Annotated in this window: 22 protein-coding genes; 18 read left to right on the top strand and 4 right to left on the bottom strand. The window is 50.3% G+C overall.

The window, feature by feature from the left end; genetic code table 11:
* Positions 1 to 2 precede the first annotated feature (2 nt).
* The 3 genes from DWB84_RS15220 to DWB84_RS15230 all read right to left on the bottom strand — a co-directional run bounded on the left by DWB84_RS15220 (position 3) and on the right by DWB84_RS15230 (position 3668).
* The gene (locus DWB84_RS15220; protein ID WP_187410663.1) at positions 3 to 563 is read right to left on the bottom strand and encodes a carbonate dehydratase; all 561 of its coding nucleotides are present in this window, start codon (positions 561 to 563) and stop codon (positions 3 to 5) included.
* A 172-nt stretch (positions 564 to 735) separates the two neighbouring features.
* A complete protein-coding gene (locus DWB84_RS15225; protein ID WP_187410664.1) occupies positions 736 to 3072 on the bottom strand; it encodes a TonB-dependent receptor in 2337 nt (778 codons plus the stop codon).
* 131 nt (positions 3073 to 3203) lie between these two features.
* Complete coding sequence (locus tag DWB84_RS15230) at positions 3204 to 3668, bottom strand: tRNA (cytidine(34)-2'-O)-methyltransferase (RefSeq protein ID WP_187410665.1); 465 nt, start codon at positions 3666 to 3668, stop codon at positions 3204 to 3206.
* Between the two features lie 127 nt (positions 3669 to 3795).
* Between DWB84_RS15230 and DWB84_RS15235 the strand changes: the two genes are divergently transcribed.
* Positions 3796 to 4317, top strand: coding sequence for a DUF2796 domain-containing protein (locus DWB84_RS15235; protein WP_187410666.1), 522 nt, complete (start codon positions 3796 to 3798; stop codon positions 4315 to 4317).
* On the opposite strand, the gene DWB84_RS15240 is transcribed toward DWB84_RS15235, so the two are convergent.
* Positions 4318 to 4935 carry a DUF3299 domain-containing protein gene (locus DWB84_RS15240; RefSeq protein WP_187410667.1) on the bottom strand — a complete coding sequence of 206 codons (618 nt, stop codon included), beginning with the start codon at positions 4933 to 4935 and terminating at the stop codon, positions 4318 to 4320.
* An 89-nt stretch (positions 4936 to 5024) separates the two neighbouring features.
* On the opposite strand from DWB84_RS15240, the gene DWB84_RS15245 reads away from it, so the two are divergent.
* From DWB84_RS15245 to DWB84_RS15325, 17 genes are all read left to right on the top strand, one after another.
* Positions 5025 to 5705: an ABC transporter ATP-binding protein gene (locus DWB84_RS15245; protein WP_187410668.1), complete on the top strand. Its 681-nt coding sequence runs from the start codon at positions 5025 to 5027 to the stop codon at positions 5703 to 5705.
* Positions 5705 to 6904, top strand: coding sequence for an ABC transporter permease (locus tag DWB84_RS15250; RefSeq protein ID WP_187410669.1), 1200 nt, complete (start codon positions 5705 to 5707; stop codon positions 6902 to 6904). The genes DWB84_RS15245 and DWB84_RS15250 overlap by 1 nt, the downstream gene beginning before the upstream one ends.
* A gap of 227 nt (positions 6905 to 7131) precedes the next feature.
* A complete protein-coding gene (pilM, locus tag DWB84_RS15255) occupies positions 7132 to 8088 on the top strand; it encodes a pilus assembly protein PilM (protein ID WP_187410670.1) in 957 nt (318 codons plus the stop codon).
* Position 8089: 1 nt separating this feature from the next.
* Positions 8090 to 8722, top strand: coding sequence for a hypothetical protein (locus tag DWB84_RS15260; RefSeq protein ID WP_187410671.1), 633 nt, complete (start codon positions 8090 to 8092; stop codon positions 8720 to 8722).
* Complete coding sequence (locus tag DWB84_RS15265) at positions 8719 to 9408, top strand: hypothetical protein (RefSeq protein WP_187410672.1); 690 nt, start codon at positions 8719 to 8721, stop codon at positions 9406 to 9408. Before DWB84_RS15260 ends, DWB84_RS15265 begins: the two co-directional genes overlap by 4 nt.
* Entirely contained in the window at positions 9398 to 9763 is a 366-nt protein-coding gene (locus DWB84_RS15270; protein WP_187410673.1) for a hypothetical protein, read from the top strand. The genes DWB84_RS15265 and DWB84_RS15270 overlap by 11 nt, the downstream gene beginning before the upstream one ends.
* A gap of 3 nt (positions 9764 to 9766) precedes the next feature.
* The gene (gene mshL, locus DWB84_RS15275; protein ID WP_187410674.1) at positions 9767 to 11431 is read left to right on the top strand and encodes a pilus (MSHA type) biogenesis protein MshL; all 1665 of its coding nucleotides are present in this window, start codon (positions 9767 to 9769) and stop codon (positions 11429 to 11431) included.
* A gap of 14 nt (positions 11432 to 11445) precedes the next feature.
* Positions 11446 to 12339 carry an ExeA family protein gene (locus DWB84_RS15280; protein WP_187410675.1) on the top strand — a complete coding sequence of 298 codons (894 nt, stop codon included), beginning with the start codon at positions 11446 to 11448 and terminating at the stop codon, positions 12337 to 12339.
* Complete coding sequence (locus DWB84_RS15285; RefSeq protein ID WP_187410676.1) at positions 12336 to 13664, top strand: hypothetical protein; 1329 nt, start codon at positions 12336 to 12338, stop codon at positions 13662 to 13664. The genes DWB84_RS15280 and DWB84_RS15285 overlap by 4 nt, the downstream gene beginning before the upstream one ends.
* Before the next feature lie 28 nt (positions 13665 to 13692).
* On the top strand, positions 13693 to 15450 hold the full coding sequence (locus tag DWB84_RS15290; protein WP_187410677.1) for a GspE/PulE family protein: 1758 nt from the start codon (positions 13693 to 13695) through the stop codon (positions 15448 to 15450).
* Positions 15451 to 15488: 38 nt separating this feature from the next.
* A complete protein-coding gene (locus tag DWB84_RS15295; RefSeq protein ID WP_187410678.1) occupies positions 15489 to 16712 on the top strand; it encodes a type II secretion system F family protein in 1224 nt (407 codons plus the stop codon).
* Positions 16713 to 17025: 313 nt separating this feature from the next.
* Positions 17026 to 17385: a hypothetical protein gene (locus tag DWB84_RS15300; RefSeq protein WP_187410679.1), complete on the top strand. Its 360-nt coding sequence runs from the start codon at positions 17026 to 17028 to the stop codon at positions 17383 to 17385.
* Between the two features lie 223 nt (positions 17386 to 17608).
* The gene (locus tag DWB84_RS15305; protein WP_187410680.1) at positions 17609 to 18688 is read left to right on the top strand and encodes a hypothetical protein; all 1080 of its coding nucleotides are present in this window, start codon (positions 17609 to 17611) and stop codon (positions 18686 to 18688) included.
* Positions 18689 to 19226: 538 nt separating this feature from the next.
* The gene (locus tag DWB84_RS15310) at positions 19227 to 19646 is read left to right on the top strand and encodes a type IV pilin protein (protein ID WP_187410681.1); all 420 of its coding nucleotides are present in this window, start codon (positions 19227 to 19229) and stop codon (positions 19644 to 19646) included.
* An 11-nt stretch (positions 19647 to 19657) separates the two neighbouring features.
* Entirely contained in the window at positions 19658 to 20119 is a 462-nt protein-coding gene (locus DWB84_RS15315) for a type II secretion system protein (protein WP_187410682.1), read from the top strand.
* Positions 20109 to 20609, top strand: a complete 501-nt coding sequence (locus DWB84_RS15320) for a prepilin-type N-terminal cleavage/methylation domain-containing protein (RefSeq protein WP_187410683.1) — start codon at positions 20109 to 20111, stop codon at positions 20607 to 20609. Before DWB84_RS15315 ends, DWB84_RS15320 begins: the two co-directional genes overlap by 11 nt.
* Positions 20609 to 21385 (top strand): PilW family protein, encoded by a 777-nt coding sequence (locus DWB84_RS15325; protein WP_187410684.1) that lies wholly within the window; start codon positions 20609 to 20611, stop codon positions 21383 to 21385. Before DWB84_RS15320 ends, DWB84_RS15325 begins: the two co-directional genes overlap by 1 nt.
* Positions 21386 to 21419: the final 34 nt, after the last annotated feature.

The following is a 21419-nucleotide window of genomic DNA, read 5'->3' on the forward strand; positions in this document are numbered from 1 at the left end:
CCTTAGAATTCGTTGGAGAGTTCCTTGTAGCCTTTAATCAAATAATGGTTGGCGCTGACAATGGATTCGGAGAACGCCTGATATTCCGGATCCACTTTGGGAATAGTGTTTAAATCGAAATCGTGACCGATGCGTGTCATGGACGGTACGTGGAAACGTTCTGGCAGATCGCAGCCGTCCACTACCGAGTTATGGCGCACCACGCAGCCGTCGCCGACGCGGCAGTTGAACAGAACGCTATTGAATCCGATAAACACATTGCTGCCGACTACGCAGGGACCGTGAATGATGGAGCGGTGGGCGATGGAGGTGCTTTCGCCGATTTCGACTTTAGCGCCTGCCTTGGAGTGGATCACCACGCCGTCCTGCACATTGGAATTACGACGAATAATAATGGCTTCCATCTCGCCGTTTTCGTCCACTTCATCCGCACGAATAACGGCGTAGGGACCGATAAATACATTGGCTTCGATAATGACTTTGCCGCAAATAATTGCGGTGTTGTCTACATAAGCTTCGCTGCTGACTTCGGGGTAGTGGCCGGTAGGGTTCTTGCGGAGCATAAAAGGCGCCTCATATTTTGGATGAATTTGCCGCGATTACATCTTTGCAGGGACTTTAGCAAACTCGAAGCGTTTCAGGTATTAAAGATCTTCTATCAGAGGCATTGGCATATCAGAGATGCCAATTATTGCAATCCTCTCTTATATGCCTAACGCTTCGTATGGCGACCTCTTATAAGGATCCCCGTATCCCAAACCTAAACCCCCGCCCATGCAGCGGCGCCAGATCTTTCAGGAATGACGAGTGCACTTGGGCGTATTCATCGGTCAGATTGTCGCCCTGCAGGTACCAGGTGATCTCGGTGCCATCGAAGTTATGGGAATAGGAAATTTCCGCATTGATCAATGTGTAACCATTGGTCGCTGACTCGCCTGGGGCGGTGTTGTCCTGATCAAACAGGTGGCTTACCCAGAATTTGGTGTTCCATTTTTTATGGTTGAAGTCCCACATAACGCCCAGTCGTTTCGGTGGTGTGCGGGGTAGGTATTCGCCCGATTTCAATTCCGCTTGGACGTTGTCACCCCATAAGGTCCACTGCAAAAACTCTGCAGGTCGCCAAGTGAATTGCAATTCCGCGCCATAAAGAACAGCATCGCTTTGGCGGAAGATATAAACCGGCAAATCGCCTTCGTGTTCTTCTTCGCCTTCATGACCAAATAATTGATGTGTCGTCAGTCCTGTATCAGCTTGATAAAAATAATCGGAAATTTCGTTATAAAAAATATTGAAGATAAAACCGAAAGCGCCTTTGTGTTTGCGCAGGCTGATATCGATATTGTTGGATTTTTCCGTTGTTGGTTCGTCAGCGATTTCCAAATGGAAATGATCCGGCGCTACTTCGTGCACATCAAACATTGCACCTATCTCAAATGTCTGTGTGCCGATATGTGGTCCCAGGGCAAATAATTCCGCTGCGGAGGGTGCGCGTTGTGCGTGGGCGTAGGAAATGCCGAATTTATAACTATCGGCAAAATCCCACACGACGCCAGCGGAGAGGCTGTAAGGTGTGAAATCGTAATCGCGAGAAATTAAAGACGCTGATTCGCCATGGTTGTGCAAATCCGGCAGATAAAACGAATCGGTTTTCAAGGATATTTTTTCTATACGAGCGCCAAGCTGCCAGAGCAGAGCGCCGCTGTGTTTTTCCTCAATCAAAGCGACGGTAAATGTGTCGGTATCCGATTGAGGAGTAAAGGCTTCTGCACCTTCGGAGGAAAATTCCGTGGTTTTGTATTCGCTGGATAATGCGCCGCGCCAGCCGAGAATTTCCCGGTGGAGAAAATCGACGCGGGTTTGCAGAGTTTTGTTTTTAAACAGACTGCCATCATCCGCATGTTCGTCGTGAATTTCGCGGTGTTGATAATCCGAATAGCCGATTTTGGTGTTGATATCGCTGAGAATGCCTTTGTTCAGCGCGAATTCACCAATCAGCAGCCAGCGGTTTTGCTGCAGTTTTGCTCTTACATCTTCTTGCTGGTGAATATCTTCGTGCTCATCATGATCGTGGTCATCGTCATGATCATGAGCGTTATGTTGATGACCGGGAATGCCGTAATCGCGTGTCAATTTACCAAAGGAGATTCCAAGTAAACCGTTGTCGAGGAAATAGCTGCCGCCAGCGTTAAAACTGGCGGATGAGGAAGCACTATTGGCTAATCTTTTACGATTTTCATCGTCGGCGGGAATTTTGTAGTTATTGCCGTCGCGCCAAAACCCATCGAGATGATAGGCAACTTGATCTGCCCCGGAAGTCACACCGAAACCGGTGTAATTTTCGTCGGCAACGGAATTATGGCCGGTGTTGAAGTGGGCGCGGGTTTGGTTATCGCGCGGAACCCGGTCGTCGACGATATTCACTACGCCGCCTATAGCGCCAGTGCCGTAAAACAGCGTTGCGGGGCCGCGTAATACTTCGATTTGTTCGGCAGAACCGGTTTCTGTTGCGACGGAATGATCGGGGCCTATGCGCGAAGCATCGGCCACATCCAGACCGTTTTGCGCAATTTGTACACGCGGTCCGTCCATGCCGCGAATAATCGGGCTGCTGGATACGGGGCCGTAGTAGGTCGAGTGAATTCCCGCTTCATTTTTTAAGGTTTCACCCAAAGTGCTTGCACTTTTACGGCGCAATTCATCGCCGCGAATCACGGAAATCGGCTGGACGGATTCCATATTGGAAGCGTGGATCGGCAAACCGTAGACGTCGATTTGCTCCAGCACTGTGGGCTGTAAAACCAGCTGCAGATTTTTGTTCTGCTGTTCTACATGAACCGCCAAATGGCTGTACCCCTGCGCCGTCACATGCAACTCAATGGCGCCGTCTTCGGGGAGATCTTGCAGGCTAAACTGCCCGTCTGGATTGGTAAGTGTGCTTTGTCGACTGCCGACAACCGAGACTTTAGCGGCTTCCAATGGCCGTCCCTGATCGTCTGTCACAACGCCTGTAACGGTCTCTGCAAAAACCTGCGTACTCAGCAGGATGCCGGAAAGAAACACAACTCGCTTCATGGATGTATCCAGGTGGGTAAAAATGCGTGGTACGATACAACGTATCATTTTGCGTGGCAACAAAGGATTTGGCCGGGAATAATTTATTGGCACGTGTTACCTAGGAGAGGGTAAGGATGCGCGTGGTTGTACTAAATCCCACCCACAAACCCCAACTGCCGCCACGCCTCATAACTCACAATCGCAACCGCATTGGAAAGATTCAGGCTGCGACTGTTGGGCTGCATAGGGATACGCAAACGGTGTTCGAGGGGAAAAGAGCCCAGTACGTCGGCGGGCAGACCAGCTGTTTCCGAGCCGAACAACAACACGTCACCGGCCTGGTATTGCAGCTGGTCGTGCGGACGGCTGCCTTTGGTGGTGCAGGCCAGAATGCGCCGACCGGTCATGGCCTGGCTGAAGTCTTGGTAGTTTTTGTGGATGGTGACTTTGGTGAGATCGCTGTAATCCAGCCCGGCGCGGCGCAGTTTTTTCTCTTCCAGATCAAAACCGAGCGGCTCGATCAAATGCAGCCAGCAGCCATTATTGGCGATCAGGCGAAGGATATTGCCGGTATTGGGCGCAATTTGCGGTTCAAAAAGGGCGATATGAAACATGGCGGTCGCGCGGATAAAAAAATGTGCCGCATTTTAACGGCAGCGGTCAGATATGTCTTGATGGCGGCACCTTTTCCGCTCTACGGATAACCGCTGTATGATTCGCGCAGACTTTTTGGAGGTGATCATGCGTCTCTCAGCTTTGAGCTTTTTATGGTTATTCGCACTGGCAATGCCGTTATTTGCACATGACCACGCCCATCATCACGAATCCCACGAGGCCCACGTGCACGGCAAAGCTCAGCTGCAAGTGGCAGGCGAGGGCACCGATTTATTGGTGTCGCTGCGCTCGCCTGCGGCAAATTTTCTCGGTTTTGAACATACTCCCCAAACGGAGAAAGAGCGCAAAACAGCAAATCAGGCGCGAGATTTTTTGCAGAAGGTTGCGCAGTGGTTGGGGCTTGAGGGCGGTAATTGCAGGATTGCCAGCGTGGATATCGGCAATGCGGAAGCGCATGAGCATCACACAGATATCGAAGTCGAAGCCATGTTTCATTGTGCAAAGCTGGCGGAATTGCAGGGATTATCGCTCGAGCTTTTTAGCGAATTTCCTGCCGTAGAAACGATTGAATTGGAATGGGTGATTGAGCAAAGGCAGGGCAGTGCGGTGTTGAGCAGGGAAAAACCGCGGGCTGCCCTGGGGCGTTAATTATTCTTCGTAGGGCAGTATGCGATCCACCTTCATGGAGTAAGCAGAAGTGGCCAGATCGTGCTCCTGCAATTCGGTAAAAATGGTGCCTTCGATAAAAAAGGCATCGCTCAAATCATCCAACGTAAGGCCGGGTTCGTAAGTGGCGAAAATGATTTGATTGGGCGGCGGCGGTGGTACGTGGATACAGGCGCCGAAGAACGGCACCAGCAAAAATGTGGTGATCACCTGGTTGTCGTCAAAATCCAGGGGCACGATAAATCCGGGTAAACGAACCTTGCGTTGGTGAAATTCCGCGATGACCTTGGTGGACACCAGCGCTTTCTGATAGGGATCGTCCGGATTTTCCTGCTGAATTTTGAGTTGATCTTCCAGCGTATCTTCCTCGGAGCCGTCGGCGATTTCATTCAAATATTCCGGCGGATTCATCAGCGCATCCAGATCTTCCTTCGGTATCAAATCCGTCCATTCGATTTCCTGATATTCGATTTTGGGGCCGGCGGAGTTTGCTGGAGGATTTTGCGCGGGCGCTTGTTGGATAGCCGACTTTTTAGAGCAGCCTGTTACCAGCACCAGTGAGGAGAAAAGCAGAAGGAAGAACGCGCGAAGAAAGGTCATAAGTCGGCAGGTCGCTGAGTTTCAAAAAACGCGGCTATGTTATAGGCTTTCGCCCCCTCCGACAATTTAGGCAGGTTTTCCCGCTGATTATGGAACCCGTTGCAGACGCCATTTCCGTGCACGGCTTGCGCTTTGCTTATGCCAGCGAGACGGTGCTGTATATTCCGGAGTGGCGGATTGCCTCGGGTGCGCGGGTGTTTTTGCGCGGCGCGTCGGGCAGCGGCAAATCGACCTTATTGAATCTGCTCTGCGGCATGCTGCGTCCTTCCTCCGGCGAACTCAAAGTGCTCGGGCAGGATTTGACCGGGATGGGCAATCACGCCCGCGATAAATTCCGTGCGCGCCATCTGGGTGTGGTGTTTCAGCAATTCAATTTGATTCCCTGGCTCACAGTGCGGGAGAACATCAAACTCGCCGCGCATTTCGGCTCTTCCCGGCGGGAATGGCAAGATTATTTAGTGGAGCTGATGCAGCGTGTGAATCTGCCTGCTGCTCTGCTCGAGCAAAAAGCCGGTGCCCTGAGTATCGGTCAGCAGCAGCGGGTGGCAGTGGTGCGTGCTTTGATCAATCAGCCGGAAATTCTGCTGGTGGACGAGCCAACGTCGGCGCTCGACCAGGACAATCGCGATGCTTTTATTGAATTGTTACTGCGCACGCTGGATGCCTGCGGCGCAACCTTGATCTTTGTCAGTCACGACCGCTCCCTGGCCGGCCATTTTTCCACTCAGGTGGATATGGCGGAGCTTAATCACGCGGAGAGGGTGGCCTGATGTTCTGGCGGGTGGCTTGGCGCAGTCTGTCGCAACGCAAGTCGTCGGTGGCCCTGACGATTGCGGCTTTGGCGTTGAGCATCTTGGTACTGGTGGGTATTGAGCATGTGCGACAAAACGCCAAGTCGGCGTTTGCCAGGACCATCTCGGGTACGGACTTGATCGTCGGTGCGCGCACCGGCGATATCAATTTGCTGCTCTATTCGGTCTTTCGCCTGGGCAATGCGAGCAATAACGTGTCCTGGCGCAGTTATCAGGAAATCGCTGCGCTGCCGGATGTGGCCTGGACTATTCCGCTGTCGTTGGGTGATTCCCATAAAGGCTATAAGGTTCTCGGTACCAATGAGTCGTACTTTAACCATTACCGCTATGGCCAGAGCCTGCCTTTAACCTTTGCCGCAGGGCGGGAATTTCACGCGGCTTTCGAAGTGGTTTTGGGTGCGGAAGTGGCGCGACGCTTGGGGTACAAGCTCGGCGATGAGCTGGTGCTGGCCCATGGCACAGCGGCGACCAGTTTTACCTTGCACGATGAGCATCCTTTTACCGTAGTGGGCATCTTAAAACCCACCGGCACTCCGGTAGATCAGACTCTGCATATCAGCCTTGCCGGCCTGGAGGCAATTCACCGCAAGGGGGCAGCCCACGATCTTGAACCGGAATCCATCACCGCATTTTTGGTTGGCTTGAAATCCCGCGTGAAGGTATTTCAGGTACAGCGCGCGGTCAGTCAGTATCGCGGTGAACCGCTGCAAGCTATTTTGCCCGGTGTGGTGCTGACGCAGTTCTGGTCAAGCCTCGGGGTGATGGAAGGAACCCTGCGCTTTGTTTCGGCCCTAGTATTGGTGGCGGCCTTGTTTGGCATGTCGGCAATGCTGCTCGCCTCCATGCGCGAAAGAAAACGGGAAATCCTCTTGCTGCGCACGGTAGGCGCCAGCCCCTGGTTTATTGCACTGCTGTTACAGCTGGAAGTGCTGTTGATGACCACCTTAGCCACAGTCGCGGCTTATGCTGTGAGTACCGTACTTTTGACCTTGGGTCGTTCTTATATAGTGGATTCTTTCGGCCTGCATATCTCCGCGAACCTGTTCTACCCGGCTACCGGCTATATGCTGGGCGCTGTCTACACCGGCGCTGTGATCGTCGGTTTTGTTCCGGCCTTTGCCGCCTACCGTTTTTCCCGCCACCCGTCTCACTTCTGAACCCTTTGGCGCTTCGCCAATTCCCCTTGGACGCTTCGGCTATTTGCACCGGCAATTGATCCTATAACGCTTTGGTTATTCACCCTGTAACGCTTAGCTGATTCGGCAGCACATTGACTGCCAGTGTCTATACTCAGTTATGCCTGAAGGTTTTAAAACCCGCAGGATACATATCTGGTGCGGCTCGTCCCGCCGTGAATCTTGGTTCGATGTCCATGAGGGTTTAGATGGGAGACGCGTTCTCAGCGCGGCTGCGCGGTTTGTTCAAGCAGAGGCGCAAAGGCGTGACGGTCGGGTTGGAGCTGCAGTCCGACGGCATGGCAGTGGTGGCGCGTCAGACAGGCGAGGGCGGAACCGTCAGCCATATGGATTTTTTGCGCTACCAAAAAACTGTTTCACCCGCTCAGTTATTAAAGGACTGGGTGGCGGAAAAACGCCTGAACAACGCCGATTGCAACGCGGTGTTGGGGCCTGACACCTATCAAATTCTCCTGGTTGAACCACCGGACGTTCCGGCGGAAGAACTGCGCGGCGCTATTCGTTGGCGCCTTAAGGATCTGGTGAATATTCCGGTCGACCAGGCTGCGGTGGATGTTTTTGCACTGCCGGCAGACGGTGTGCGTTCCAACAAGAAAATGGTTTATGTGGTGGTTTGCGAAAAAAAGAAAATCCAGGCTGTTGTCGATCTGGTCGGCGAGGCGGGCTTGGCACTGCAATCCATCGATATTGGTGAGCTGGCGTTGCGCAATGTGGTGCTGAATTTGTTGCCTCCGGATCAAGCAGAGAGAGGTGTGGCCTTGACGCGGATTCGCGACGGCATGGCCAGCGTCTTTATTTACCGGCTGGGCAATCTCTATCTCGGCCGTTCTTTTTCCCTCGACTACAACGGCGGTTTGCTCGACAGCTTGCCGGAGGAAGCGCTGGCGCTGGAGCTGCAGCGCTCGCTGGATTATTACGAACGGCAGATGGGACAGGCGCCGCCAGTGGCGATTTATGTCTGCGGTGAACATGTCTCTGAAGACAAAATCGGCAATGTTTTAAAAGCCAGTCTCGCGCCGCGCATTCAGTGGCTTAACCCGTCTGCCGTGGTGCCTATGGCCGTTAATGACGAGTGGGACGACCAGCTCGCGCAGCGGTGTGTCGCCGCCATAGGCGGTTCCCTGCGACAGGTGGAGGCGGGCTGATATGCAGCAAATCAATCTTTATTTGCCGGAATTTCGTCCGCAAACGGATTGGTTGTCAGTCGAAAAAATGGCGCTCGCGCTCGGCGCGTTTCTGGCGATTTTATTGAGCATTCAATTGGTTCAGGCTAGGCAGCTGTCTGGTTTGCAGAAGGCGGTTCTGGCTTTGGAAACCGAGCAGAAAGCCAAAAAGCTGGAAGCCGATGCGCTGAAAAATGCACCTCGGCCAGCGAAAGATCCTGCGTTGGAAATCGAAATCGAGCGCTTGCGTCAGGCGATTCAAAATCGCGAGCGCGCGTCGACCATATTGGCGCAGCGGTCAATGGGTAACGACAGTGGATTTTCCCAGCATCTGGTGGCGCTGGGCCGTCAAAAAGTGGAAGGTGTTTCACTGCAGAATTTCGCGCTGCAAAGTGGTGGCGCTTTTGTGCGTCTGGAGGGTGTGAGTACAAAGCCGGAATTGGTGCCGTTGTATATCACGCAATTGCAGCAGGACCAGCGTTTTGCCTCTGCCAAATTTGGTTATCTCTCCATGCAAAAATATGGCGATGGTGTGCGGTTTCTTTTGAGTGGCGATGGTCCCATGGATCCGCAGACTTTGCCCTATGTGATGGAGCATTCCGGAGGATTCCGGTGAAACAAAAATGGATGTTATTAAAAAATCGTTTTGAAACGCTGGCGGCGCGCGAGCGTTTATTGGTTGTAGGGGCAATTGTTGCTGCGGTTTATTTGCTGTGGGATTTGCTGTTGTTGCAACCGATCGCCAAACAAAAAGAACTTTTTGTGGCACGCGAACGCGTTGCCCAAGCGGCATTGACCGCATCGCAAGCTGAAGTGCAGGTCCTCACCGGATTGGTGAGAGTCGATCCCAACATGGAATTGCGCCGCGAAATTCAGGATCTGCAAAATAAACTGGCTCAACTCGATCGCGAATTGGATAAGGCCGAGATAGGCCTGGTTCCGGCGGAAGCGCTTCCAAAAGTCATGCACGGCGTATTGAGCAAAATCGGCAAGCTTAAAATCGTCAATATGGTGACCTTGCCACCCGAACAACTTTCGCTTTCTTCCAATCTGCAAAATGCCGTTGCTGAACAAGGGCCAGCGGAGGAAGAAGCCGGTGTAAAAATTTTTAAACATTCCGTGGTACTGAATTTGGCAGGTGATTTTCCCTCAGTGGTCGAATATCTGAAAACGCTGGAGCAAAGCGACTGGCGCTTTTATTGGGATTCCCTGCGTTATGAAGTCAAGAATTATCCGAATGCCGATGTTCGCCTACGGGTATTTACGCTTTCCACGCAGCGAGGTGTTTTGGATGGGGTTTAAATATGCAGCGCCGTTATTTTTGCTGTGTTTGGCCGGCGTAAATGTCGCAAGCGTGAATGCAAATACCGCAAACGACAATATGGAAAGCGCATTGGTCGATCCTACGCGGCCTCTGCATGCGGTCGTTGCCAAAGCGAATGCTGCTGAGGAAAACAGACCCCTGCAGTTGCAAGCCGTTTATACCGACAGTACACGCGCTCGCGCGGTAATTAATGGCAAAACGGTAGTGGTAGGTGATGTGGTGGAACAGGCCAAGATACTGGCAATTCAACCGGACAAGGTGATTTATTTGAAAAATGGTGTGAAGGGGGAGCTTGTGCTTTTGCCGGCCGTTTTACGTGCGGTGGAGGACTGACCTATGTCCTTGCGCTCTGCGCTAATGTTTTTGACTGCGATGATTGCCGTCGGCGGCTGCGCCCCGCAAACGCAAAAACAATCGCTGGCGGACGATCTGTATGACAAGGCTCTGGAGCGCAGTCAGCCATCCCGCGAGGTGCCGGATTTTGTAAATCAGGCACTGCTGTCCAATTCTGTTTCGGCCATGGCGAAAGCAGGCGTAAGCGAAAAACGTTTTAATGTTACGGTCAATAAAATCCCGGCGAAGGAATTTTTCCTCAGTCTGGTATCCGAAGCCGGCGTCAATGTCGTTACCCACCCGGATGTGGCGGGCGAAATTTCCCTTGACTTGCGTAATGTTACTGTGCCCGAAGTCTTAACCGTGGTGCGCGATATTTACGGTTACGAATACAAATTCAAAGACGGTATTTATACGATTTTCCCGCGCAGCTTGCGCACGGAAATTTTTTCCATCAATTACATCGATATACAACGTGTCGGTGTGACCGATACCAATGTCTCCATTGGTGAAGTGAAATCCAGCAACAGTGGTTCCTCCAGCGGTTCGAACACCAGTGGCACCAGCACAGAGGCGATGAATTTGCTCGGCTTGGCCGGCGGGTCTGAATCCAATTCATCCGGCGGCCAGGGCTTGAGCCCTGGCTCGCGGGTACAGACATTAAATAAAACCGATTTCTGGCGCATGCTGGATACGACCGTGAGCAGCATGATTGGCGCTCCTGCGGATGGCCGCAATGTTATGGTCAACCCGATTGCAGGACTCTTGGCTGTGACCGCTATGCCAGGCGAAATCAATGCCGTGCGGGAATTTTTGGAGCGCTCGGAAATCAGCGTCAAACGCCAGGTGGTGTTGGAAGCGCAGATTTTGGAAGTGCGCCTAAATGAAGGTTTTGAGGCAGGCATCAATTGGAATGCGATTGAAGGGCAGTTGATGTATTCCAATAACGTAACCCAGTATAACTCGCCGGTCGATATCAGAGATGCCACTCCGAATGGAGCGGAGATTTTTGCCTCGATTTTTAAAATTGTCGATGTGCGCGATTTGCTTTCTCTATTGGAAACCCAAGGTTCGGTGCAGGTTCTCTCCAGTCCGCGTGTTTCCACTGTAAATAATCAAAAAGCGGTCATTCGCGTGGGTACGGATGAATTTTTTGTAACCGGGGTAAAAAGCAATACCACATCCAGCGCTTCGACCACGGTTTCGTCGCCAGAATTGGAGTTGACCGCTTTCTTTAGCGGTATTTCTCTGGATGTTACCCCGCAGATTTCTCCCGACGGTGATGTGATTCTGCACATTCACCCGATTATCAGTGAGGTACGCGATCAAACTAAAAATGTCACCGTGGGTGATTCGTCGTTTTCCCTGCCGTTGGCGCTGCGCGAAATTCGTGAGAGCGACAGCGTGGTACGCGCGCGCAGCGGGCAAGTGATTGTATTGGGTGGTTTGATGCAACATGCCAAGCGTGCAGCGGATGGAAAGCGTCCAGTGTTGGGCGATATCCCGGTGCTCAATGCATTTTTCAAAACCAAAAGCCGGCAGACCTCCAAAACCGAATTGGTTATTTTATTGCGTCCCGTGGTAGTCAATGAGGAATCCTGGCGCGATCAGTTGAGCGATTTCCGTGATTTCTCCGGTCCTCTTAAATCTGAGCGGGGTGGCCGCTGAGCCATAGGTGGGCCATGTATCTGCAACATTTTCAGATGACGGAAAAGCCGTTTTCTCTGACGCCGGACACACAGTTTTTTGTGAATTATCGCAGCCACAGGGAAGCGTTAAATACTCTGTTTTTTGCTCTGAGAGATGGCGAAGGTTTTATCAAAATTGTCGGCGAAGTCGGCACAGGTAAAACCTTGCTGTGTCGTATTTTGCTGAGCAAATTGGATAAATCCCGCTTCGTAACCGCCTATATTCCCAATCCGTGTCTGGCTCCGGAAGAGCTTAAGGCATTTATCGCAACGGAAATTGGTGCGGAGTATCAGCGCTCCATGCCATCCCATGAACTGACTTCCGCCATATATCGCCGTCTGATACAAATTGCGCGACAGAAAAAGCGAGTTGTGCTGGTGGTAGATGAAGCGCAAACCATGCCGCGGGAAACCATTGAAGCATTGCGTTTGTTGACGAATCTGGAAACCGAAAAACACAAATTATTGCAAGTGGTAATTCTGGGGCAGCCAGAATTGGATGTGCTGTTGCATCGGGAAGATTTACGTCAGCTGAAACAGCGAATTGTCTTTGCAGAAAAATTGCAACCGCTCGATTATGCGGGCGTCGTTGCTTATGTTCAACATCGTCTTAAAGCCAGCGGTTGTGCGCAAAACAATTTATTCAGTCCGCTGGCCGTCTGGTTGCTGGCCAAGGCTTCTGGCGGAATTCCGCGGTTGATAAATATTCTCGCGCATAAAGCTTTGTTATGTGCCTATGGACGGGGCGATATCAGTATTGCCGGATGGCATATTGCCATGGCTGTGCGCGACACACCGGAGGCGCGTCTGGGTGGACGTTTTTGGTGTCGCCTCTGGCAATTGAATGGTCGGGCATTTGTGCCGCGTGCGGCAGGAGTTGCTCGATGAGTTTGATCAATGACATGCTCCGGGATATCGATCGCGTCGAGCAACCCACAGAAGCGCGAGTATTACCTGCGGGGCTTGCGCCTGTGGAACCGAAAAAATCGGACATAAAGCGTTATTGGTTGCCTGGTTTGGCGGCTACCGCAGTTTTGTATGCAGTCGTAGTGGAGTGGAATGCGTTAGGTTTATTTCCATCAAAAAAATCGCCTATGCCAATTCCTGAACCGGTTGCCTTTAACAGCAAATGGTTAAGTGTGACGGCTGAGCTGGCGCCACAAGATGCAACTGATGCTGAAGAAGTGATTAGCGTATCCAAGGAAAATAGCTCAATCGAATCTGCTTCCTCAGCACTCGTTGAAATACCTGCTGTATCTGCAAATCCTGATACCCAAATTGCATCTAATACAAATGCTCAAACCGCGTCTAATACAGATGCGATCGCGCGTTTACTCAATGCGGCGGAACTTGCCGTTCAAGAAAATCGCCTTACCAGCCCAGTAGGCGACAATGCCTATCAATACTACAAAACGGTTTTATTGCTCGATAAAACCAATGAAGCAGCATTGCAAGGAATTGCCTCTCTGCAACAGCGCTATATCGCGCTGTTGGAAAGCGCTGTAAAAGATGAGCGTTTTGAGGCTGCACAAAGATACATCAAGGGCGCACAAGTGGTTGGTGTAGCGGACTCCGCGCTGTCTGTTTATCAGGAGCGTTTGCGTGCAGGCGAAAAAAAGCCTGTTGTGCAAACCCAAAAGCCGGTTATCACGCTAGCCGTAACAGGTGATGAGCAGATGTCGGCAGAGCTGCGTGCAAAAGGTTGGCGAGCGGAGAGTTCGGTTTTGAATTGGCTAGCAAGTGCGTCGGAGATTGGACAAACCGCTGTTGCCCTGGCCGACTTTTACGCAGCGCAAAATCGTGTCAATGAATTGTTGAAATTGGAAGAGTTGTTACAAAAACGCGGCCATGCCACTGCGTATTACGCCGCTGCGCAAACTGCGGTGCTGAGAGGTGATTACGCTCGCGGTATCCAGCAATTAACTTCCGTTGAATTTTCCTCTCTGGCTGAAGAGCAGCGGTTGCGTTTACTGGGTGGTATGCAGCAAAAAATTGGCGATTACGCAGCGGCTATGGCGGTATATGCGCGCTTGACCGAGCGGGCGCCCAATAATGTGAACGATTGGCTCGGCCTAGCCGTCAGTGCTGATGGCAACAAACAAATACAGATCGCACTGCGCGCATATGAAAATGTGCTGAGGCTGCGCCACCCGGATACGCGGGTGATGCAATTCGCCCAGCTGCGCTGGCAGGAATTATCGCCAAGTCGATGATGTTTTTACGGGTAAATAAGTGGAAGGTATGACCAACAATTCTGCGAGCAGTACGGCTGTTTCCAAGCGAATTCGCATAGGTGATATTCTGGTCGCCCAGCAGATTATCAGTCAGGAACAACTGGAAACCGCGCTCGCCGAGCAAAAGAAAACCGGATATAAACTCGGTCGCCAATTGGTAGCGCTGGGATTTGTTGACGAAAATACCCTGCTGACACTTTTGTCAAAACAGCTGAATTACCCGTTTATCGATCTCGCTCACTATCGCTTTGATCGCGAAGTAGTGCGGATTCTGCCGGAAACCGTATCGCGACGTTATCGTGTTATTGCGCTGAAGGAAGATAAAGACGGCATTCTGCTCGGCATGTCCGATCCCACCGATATTTTCGGTTTGGACGATATCCGCAAAATTCTCAACAAACCGGTCAAGCCAGCAGTGGTTCGGGAATCCGAATTGCTGGATATTCTCGATGTCGCCTATACCCGTGCCAGCGAAATTGCCTCTCTGGCGGAGCAGTTGGACGAAGAGCTGGAAAGCGACGCGGTCGATATTGCGGATATAGTCACTGCAGCGGAAGACATGGATGCGCCCGTCGTTAAATTGCTGCAAAAAATATTTGAAGAAGCGGTAAAAAGCCGCGCCTCGGATATTCATATAGAGCCGGATGAAACCGTGCTGCGTATCCGCCAGCGGATTGATGGCGTTCTTGTTGAGCAAGTCATGAACGAAAAGCGGATTGTCGGTGCACTGGTGGTTCGCCTGAAATTGATGTCGCGTTTGGATATTTCGGAAAAACGCTTGCCGCAAGATGGGCGCTTCAATTTAAAAATCGGTTCTCACAGTATTGACGTTCGTTTGTCCACTATGCCGGTTCAATACGGTGAATCGGTGGTAATGCGTTTGCTCGATCATTCCGCCGGTATTCGTCCGCTGAGCAAGGTGGGCATGCCGGACAACTACGTTAAATTGTTTCGCAATGTGATCCATCGTCCTCACGGACTGGTATTGGTGACAGGTCCGACCGGTAGCGGTAAAACCACCACGCTGTACGGCGCTTTAAGCGAACTCAATACGCCCGAGAAAAAAATCATCACCGTAGAAGACCCGGTGGAATATCGTCTGCCCCGTGTCAATCAGGTGCAGCTGCACGAAAAAATCGGTCTGACCTTCAATACAGTATTGCGCGCAACTTTGCGCCAAGACCCGGATATTTTGCTGATCGGTGAGATTCGCGATTCCGAATCGGCAGAAATTGCTTTGCGCGCTGCTATGACAGGCCACTTAGTGTTGTCGACATTGCACACCAATGATGCCGTGACATCCGCCTTGCGATTAATTGATATGGGCGTGGATTCCTTTCTGGTGGCATCCAGCCTGAAAGCGGTGATTGCACAACGCCTGGTGCGGCGCGTATGCATCCACTGTGCTGAGCCTTATACGCCTAATCCTCAAGAATTCGATTTAATTCGTCGTATGACGAAACATTCTGCACCGGATGTATCGCAAATGCGCAAAGGATCCGGTTGCCCGCATTGCTATAACAGCGGCTATCTGGATCGTATTGGTGTGTTTGAATTTCTGGAAGTCAATAACGCAATGGCAGATGCTTTACGCGATCGCAATGTGCGCCAATTTAATGAAGCAGCGAATGCGCACGAAAATTATCGACCATTGAGCAGAAGTGCACTGGACTACGCTCTTCAGGGTATTACCACTATTGATGAAGTATTGCGTGTATCCGCAGAAGTGGAAGATGAAAGTTTGGCGAAGGATGTTGCAAAGTGAAAAATGTGATCGCGCAGAGAGTAGGGTAATAATCGTTTATGCCCATATTTGAATATCAAGGGCGCTCTTCCCAAGGGCAATTGGCCAAAGGCCAGCTCGACGCTGCCAATGAGGAAGCGGCAGCTTCTGCATTGCTTGCCCAAGGAATTACGCCTGTCAGTATTCAGCCTGCGACAGCGTCTAATAATGACATAGACCTGGATGCATTACTGGGTAACAACAAAGTCAAACCCGTCGACCTGATCATGTTCTGCCGCCAGATGTACACGATTACCAAATCCGGTATTCCGCTCGTGCGGGGTATTCGAGGTTTGGCGGCGGGTCTCAAACATCGCGAATTTCAGCGTGTACTCAACGATGTTGCATCACGCTTGGAAGGCGGGTCGGCGCTATCGCCGGCCATGGCCAAACATCCGAAAGTTTTCAGCAATTTATTTGTCAGCATGATCAGCGTCGGTGAGAGCACCGGCAGCCTGGATCAGGTATTTGCGCAGCTGGCTTTTTATATGGAGCGCGACGAAGAAACCCGTAAAAGTATCAAGTCCGCTATTCGCTATCCTACATTTGTCATGATCGCCTTGGCGCTGGCGATTACTGTCGTAAACATTTGGGTCATTCCCAGATTCGCGGAGATGTTCAAGCATTTCAAAGCAGAATTGCCTTTTGTGACGAAAATTCTGCTCGGAACATCGCATGTTTTCGTTAATTACTGGTGGGCGTTGATACTAGGTATAGGTGGGTTGATTGGCGGAATCTGGTTTTACATTAATACTCCTAAAGGCGCTATTTTCTGGGGTGAAAAAAAACTCAAGCTCCCCATTATCGGCAGCATTATTGATCGTGCCTCCATGGCGCGCTATGCGCGCAGTTTTAGCTTGATGCTCCGTGCAGGGGTTCCATTGAATCAGGCCCTTACTCTGTGTTCGAGAGCGATTGATAATCCCTATCTTGGAATGAAGATAGATCGTATTCGCCGAGGTATAGAGCGAGGTGAAAGTTTGCTGCGTACACATACTCAGGCAGATATGTTAAGTCCCTTGGTATTGCAGATGATTGCTGTTGGGGAAGAGAGTGGCAAAGTAGAAGAATTGCTCGCTGAAGTCGCGGACTTTTATGAAAGGGAAGTGAGCTACGACCTTAAAAAACTGAGCGACAGCATAGAGCCCATTCTGATTATTGTTATGGCTGCATTTGTCACTCTCCTGGCATTGGGAATCTTTCTCCCCATGTGGGATATGTATAACGTCCAAAAAGGTGCATAAACACAGCTGTTTTTCCTTGCATTTGCCCGACAAAGATTTTGTTAGTGAATACTCCGGGTTGGTGTAAATTCGTAACATCTCCGCCGCATATTAACGCTTTGTGACTGAATTTTGACGCTCAAATGTCCAGATTCTGCACCAATCCCGCGCACTTCTAAACCATCGTCAAGCGCATTAAAAAATTTATATTCCGCCGAATTGCGAGTTGCCAAGTTCCATCTATTCTTTCAACTGGGTCCAGGTAAACCTCGCGTTTATTCCACCAGAATCTCGCTAGCTGTTCAGCGTTTTGTCCATTACAAGTGGATAAAAAATGATCATGCATTTACGTCGAATATTCTTGCTGAGTGCCGTGGCGGTCGCGATCATTATGCAAGGTTGTGGCTGTAACGGCAGCAAAAAGCATTATCCCTCGAACTCACAGGAGCCGACTGTCACGGTTGAGGGTAAAGCCAGCAAGGGAATACTCCAAGGTTTTAGCGTTACCGCTTATCCGCTTGGGCTTGGCCCAGATGGGATATCAATCGCGCAGAGCATCACTGACAACGACGGCGAATATAGACTTCAAATTCCTCGGTCTCAATCCCATGGTGATCCAAAAGGTTATTTGACCATTACCAACCAGGATGGAGTGAGCATGAGTGTTCGCGAGGTACAACTGGTGGATCTGTAGAAGGCGATGTTTCCTACAAAGGAACTGTATATGGTGTGATCGAGAAACGTAATGGCCAGGTCGTTGTGCGCTACACCAGCGGCAATACCAACGAGATCGAAACACTCTATTAATCGATGCAAAAATTCAACTCTCCTTTGGGGATTTGACTAAAATAATATTAACGATGCTTACAGGGTGAACATTTGTTCACCCTTTCTTTTTAACCAGCTGTTGGTTTTTCATGTATCTTCTCATTGCGCTCGCATTTGCCCTGATTTCATTCCCTTGTTTCGCCAATGACAAAAACGCCGCAATTTTTATTCGTCATGGCAGCGTCGTTTTCAGCGAAGTCGTTCCCATCAAAGATTTTGAAGATGACCTGAAAGGCGGTAGTGAGCCAGTGCCCGGTAATCATGCGCTGACCTACAACCGACTGGAAATGGGATTTGGTTGGAAGAATTTTGAACTTGCGCATTTTATGCGCGAGGATTATGTATTCGAATTTACTCCGGATACGATGAATATCATTTATTGGGACAAAAACAAAAAGAAAATTCCGGAAGGAACCTACGATGCCTATTTGAAGGCACAACATGTCAAAGCGGAAGGATGGCGAGTTGGTTACCGATTTGCCCTGTCGCAGGATTCCCTGGTGCGCGTATCGGTGAATTATCTGGAAGCTGAAGAATTGCTTTACGGCGCCATAGGCGGCTCGGTCAATGTAATGGATGACGAAATTAAAGGTGGGAATCTCGGTGTACTGTATTACTACGAAGAGGACTACCTGTTGGATAGGCCCCCGGTGATTCCGGCAGAAGGGAAGGGGTACTCTTTCGATGTGGAGGCAAGATTTCACCTGCAAGGCGGTTGGCAATTCGATCTGAATTTTTACGACTTGTTTGGCGAAATTGATTGGCGTGATGCCCCCTATACCAAAGGCACTGTTGCTTCAACCAGCACTTATGTTGACAGCAATGGCTACGCGCAACGCGCGCCTATGATGACCGCTGTCGAGAGCTACCAAAACTTTACCCAGAAGTTGCCTACTTTCTATCAATTGTCGGCTACCAAAAAGCTCTATGGGCCTTTGGGAATTTCCTATATGCGAGAGAAATACGACAGTGTTGAATTTGATCGTTTGTTCCTGCTGTGCGATCTGGCTGGCGATTTTTATTTTAAGGCCGGCTATGACTTTACCATGAGCGCCACATGGGTTGGATTGGAGAGTGATGCTGTATCACTCAATATTGCAACGGATGATTGGTCTCTAGTGGGGGCGAAGTCTTTGGTTTTGCGGTTCAACGGACGCTGGATCTTCTAAAAGCAACCTCAAAAATGCCTAGAATAAAGGCTCGCTTTGGCGGGCCTTTCTTTTTTAGGTCTTCGCATCCTTCTTATGGCTCGAATCGACTCATTCCTTTTATCCGCCAATTCTTCCAGTTATCCATTCATCTTTTTCCCAACGTTTGGATTGAATATGCATTGCTTATATCCAACCTGATGGAAAGTCACTAATTCGCAAATAATTTTTAATTAAAAAACTGCATTCTTCGCAATTTTTCGCTTCGGCTGAAATTTTCAATCTGGCATATCCAAAAAAATTATAAATGGCTGAAAGTCATAACTATCTGTTTGAAATAGTCCTATGGCCTAAGTCTTTTTATAACCAGGAAATCCAAAAATTGTTGACTAAGCTTAGGAGCAAGTGAGGCGTAAATGCTGGCTCAACAAAATGCTGGCATCAGAAGACGGAAATCCGACTTCAAAAAGGCCGCATGTGCCTGGATCAAGTGAAGCGCCAAAATTCCGGTGATCACAATTCCTTATCTTTTCGAGTTGTAAATAGTTGGAGATTTTCCATGGGTAGAAATCAGCAATCGGGTTTTACGTTGATCGAACTCATTGCGGTGCTGGTCATTCTTGGGATATTGGCCGCAACGGCAATACCGCGTTTTGTTAATTTGCAAGACGAAGCCGCCGAGGCTGCGGTTCGCGGTGTCGCCGGTAGTATTGAAAGCGGTGCAGCGTTAAACCACGCCGTGGATCTTGCGGTAGAAGCAAAACTGACAACGACTTCTACAGATCCTTTTTACAATATCTCCAATTGCACAGATGGCGGAGTGCTTCTGCAAGGTGGTTTGCCTGCGGGCTATAGCATTGCTAGCAAGCCTGTCGGCGATAAAATTGCCGTCACTTGTACTTTGACTGGCGACACTGGTAAATCTGCCGAGTTTGTTATTATCGGCGCAGCAGGTGGTATAGATCCTCCGAGTGAATAATTGGGGAGCGCGTGCAGCAACATAACCATCGCTATCACACAGCGGAAAAAGGATTCAGCCTTATTGAGCTGATCGCGGTGATGGTAATTGTCGGGATTATCGCGACAATTGGTGTGTCCCGTCTGACCCCCTCTACAATGCTCCAACTGCAAGCGGGCCGTGATCTTCTGACCACGGCCCTTTTTTCTGCCCAACAAAAAGCCATGGCGCAACTTGCACCCGTTCGGGTCATCGTGTCTGGTTCCACGGTGGATGTGCGTGTCGATAGCAACCGGGATGGAAATTTCACAGCGGACGAAAGTATTTCCGTTGCTGGAATTCGCTATCCTCTCGACGTATCAGGCGGTATAACCTTCAGCTCTCATGTATTGAACTACGACCATTTAGGGCATACGAGTCCTACTGTAATTGCGGTCAGTAACAACGGTCAGAGTGTTGATGTCACAGTGACGGCGACCGGTTATGCTTACTAAATCCTGTTTCCTTGCTAAACACCGCGCCCGTAAAAAATCCCAAGCGGGATTAACTCTGATCGAAGTCATAGTGTTTATTGTGGTGGTGTCCATCGCAATGGGCGCATTGCTCGCGGTTTTTAATAACGCCGTCATTAATACAGTTGATCCTGCCGTGCGCATCAAAGCCTTGGAAAAAGGCCAAGCATTGATGGATGAAATTCTTGCGCGCAAGTTTGCTGACAATACTCCGACTGGAGGAATTCCAGCTTGTGGTTCAAATGGAGTGGATGCCTGTACGCCAATTTCCCCCGAAAATCGTTTTGATGATGTGGGTGATTACCACGGATATTCCGATACAACGGACACTGGATTCCCCGTTTCAGTGGCAGTAGTGGAGGCGGGAAGTGATCTTGGGCTGGCTGCAGATGCTGCGCGCCGCATCACCGTGAGTGTGGGTATGCCGGACGGCAATATCCTGCAATTAACCGCCTATAAGGTGAATTTCTGATGCAACGGGAACAGGGATTCACTTTGGTGGAAATGATTATGGTCGTGGTGATCCTGGCCATAGTCGCATCCATAGGTTCCAATTTTGTGCTCAGTGCATTGGAGTCCTATCGCATTGCGCAAACGCGCAATCAACTGGTGCAACGCGGGCGTTTGAGTTTGGAGCAAATGGCCAGAGAATTGCGTATGGCAGTGCCGAATTCCGTGCGCGTTAGTCCCGGCGGTCAATGTGTGGAATTTTTGCCGGTTGTTGCTGCAACTCATTATCAGAATGCTGTGGCAGATCAAAACAATAACAAGGCCGAACAAACACAAATTGCCATTGGAAATCTCGCTGGGCAGGGCGGAAGTGCTCAGCATGTGGTTATTGCACCATTTTCCCCTGCGGAGATTTTTACCGCAGCAAAACCGGCTGCGCGTGTCAGTATTACGTCTTTAGGACCTGCCTCCATTACGCTTGCGGCACCCCACAGATTTTTCCGCAATTCCGTTAATAAACGTTTGTTTCTGACTTCTGATCCCGTTCGATTTTGTGTTAGCGGCGGCAATCTGGTGCGTTATTCAGATTATGGATTTTCGACGACGGCCTTGGGCGGGGGGAACCCGGGCGGCAAGAGTGCATTAATGGCGCATGACGTGGCAGCCAATAATATTGCCTTTGAATTATCGCCTGCATCGCAGGAGCGCAGTATGGTGGTGCGTATGCATCTGCGGTTTAGCGCTGGCACTGCCAGTTTGGATTTAAATCATCAGGTATTGATCCGCAATGTGCCCTGAATGTTATTTAAAAAAATTGCCATCCAAAAAAGAG

Origin of the sequence: Saccharophagus sp. K07, assembly GCF_014336955.1 — a bacterium.
GTDB lineage: Bacteria > Pseudomonadota > Gammaproteobacteria > Pseudomonadales > Cellvibrionaceae > UBA5868.

Bases quoted from the DNA above. Each gene is read 5' to 3' on its own strand.
- DWB84_RS15325 (WP_187410684.1), top strand. From the start codon at position 20,609: ATGCAACGGGAACAGGGATTCACTTTGGTGGAAATGATTATGGTCGTG.
- DWB84_RS15305 (WP_187410680.1), top strand. From the start codon at position 17,609: ATGTATCTTCTCATTGCGCTCGCATTTGCCCTGATTTCATTCCCTTGT.
- DWB84_RS15235 (WP_187410666.1), top strand. From the start codon at position 3,796: ATGCGTCTCTCAGCTTTGAGCTTTTTATGGTTATTCGCACTGGCAATG.
- DWB84_RS15230 (WP_187410665.1), bottom strand. From the start codon at position 3,668: ATGTTTCATATCGCCCTTTTTGAACCGCAAATTGCGCCCAATACCGGC.
- DWB84_RS15260 (WP_187410671.1), top strand. From the start codon at position 8,090: ATGCAGCAAATCAATCTTTATTTGCCGGAATTTCGTCCGCAAACGGAT.
- mshL (WP_187410674.1), top strand. From the start codon at position 9,767: ATGTCCTTGCGCTCTGCGCTAATGTTTTTGACTGCGATGATTGCCGTC.
- DWB84_RS15300 (WP_187410679.1), top strand. From the start codon at position 17,026: ATGATCATGCATTTACGTCGAATATTCTTGCTGAGTGCCGTGGCGGTC.
- DWB84_RS15225 (WP_187410664.1), bottom strand. From the start codon at position 3,072: ATGAAGCGAGTTGTGTTTCTTTCCGGCATCCTGCTGAGTACGCAGGTT.
- DWB84_RS15290 (WP_187410677.1), top strand. From the start codon at position 13,693: ATGACCAACAATTCTGCGAGCAGTACGGCTGTTTCCAAGCGAATTCGC.
- DWB84_RS15220 (WP_187410663.1), bottom strand. From the start codon at position 563: ATGCTCCGCAAGAACCCTACCGGCCACTACCCCGAAGTCAGCAGCGAA.
- DWB84_RS15280 (WP_187410675.1), top strand. From the start codon at position 11,446: ATGTATCTGCAACATTTTCAGATGACGGAAAAGCCGTTTTCTCTGACG.
- pilM (WP_187410670.1), top strand. From the start codon at position 7,132: ATGGGAGACGCGTTCTCAGCGCGGCTGCGCGGTTTGTTCAAGCAGAGG.
- DWB84_RS15240 (WP_187410667.1), bottom strand. From the start codon at position 4,935: ATGACCTTTCTTCGCGCGTTCTTCCTTCTGCTTTTCTCCTCACTGGTG.
- DWB84_RS15285 (WP_187410676.1), top strand. From the start codon at position 12,336: ATGAGTTTGATCAATGACATGCTCCGGGATATCGATCGCGTCGAGCAA.
- DWB84_RS15310 (WP_187410681.1), top strand. From the start codon at position 19,227: ATGGGTAGAAATCAGCAATCGGGTTTTACGTTGATCGAACTCATTGCG.
- DWB84_RS15270 (WP_187410673.1), top strand. From the start codon at position 9,398: ATGGGGTTTAAATATGCAGCGCCGTTATTTTTGCTGTGTTTGGCCGGC.
- DWB84_RS15295 (WP_187410678.1), top strand. From the start codon at position 15,489: ATGCCCATATTTGAATATCAAGGGCGCTCTTCCCAAGGGCAATTGGCC.
- DWB84_RS15320 (WP_187410683.1), top strand. From the start codon at position 20,109: ATGCTTACTAAATCCTGTTTCCTTGCTAAACACCGCGCCCGTAAAAAA.
- DWB84_RS15250 (WP_187410669.1), top strand. From the start codon at position 5,705: ATGTTCTGGCGGGTGGCTTGGCGCAGTCTGTCGCAACGCAAGTCGTCG.
- DWB84_RS15245 (WP_187410668.1), top strand. From the start codon at position 5,025: ATGGAACCCGTTGCAGACGCCATTTCCGTGCACGGCTTGCGCTTTGCT.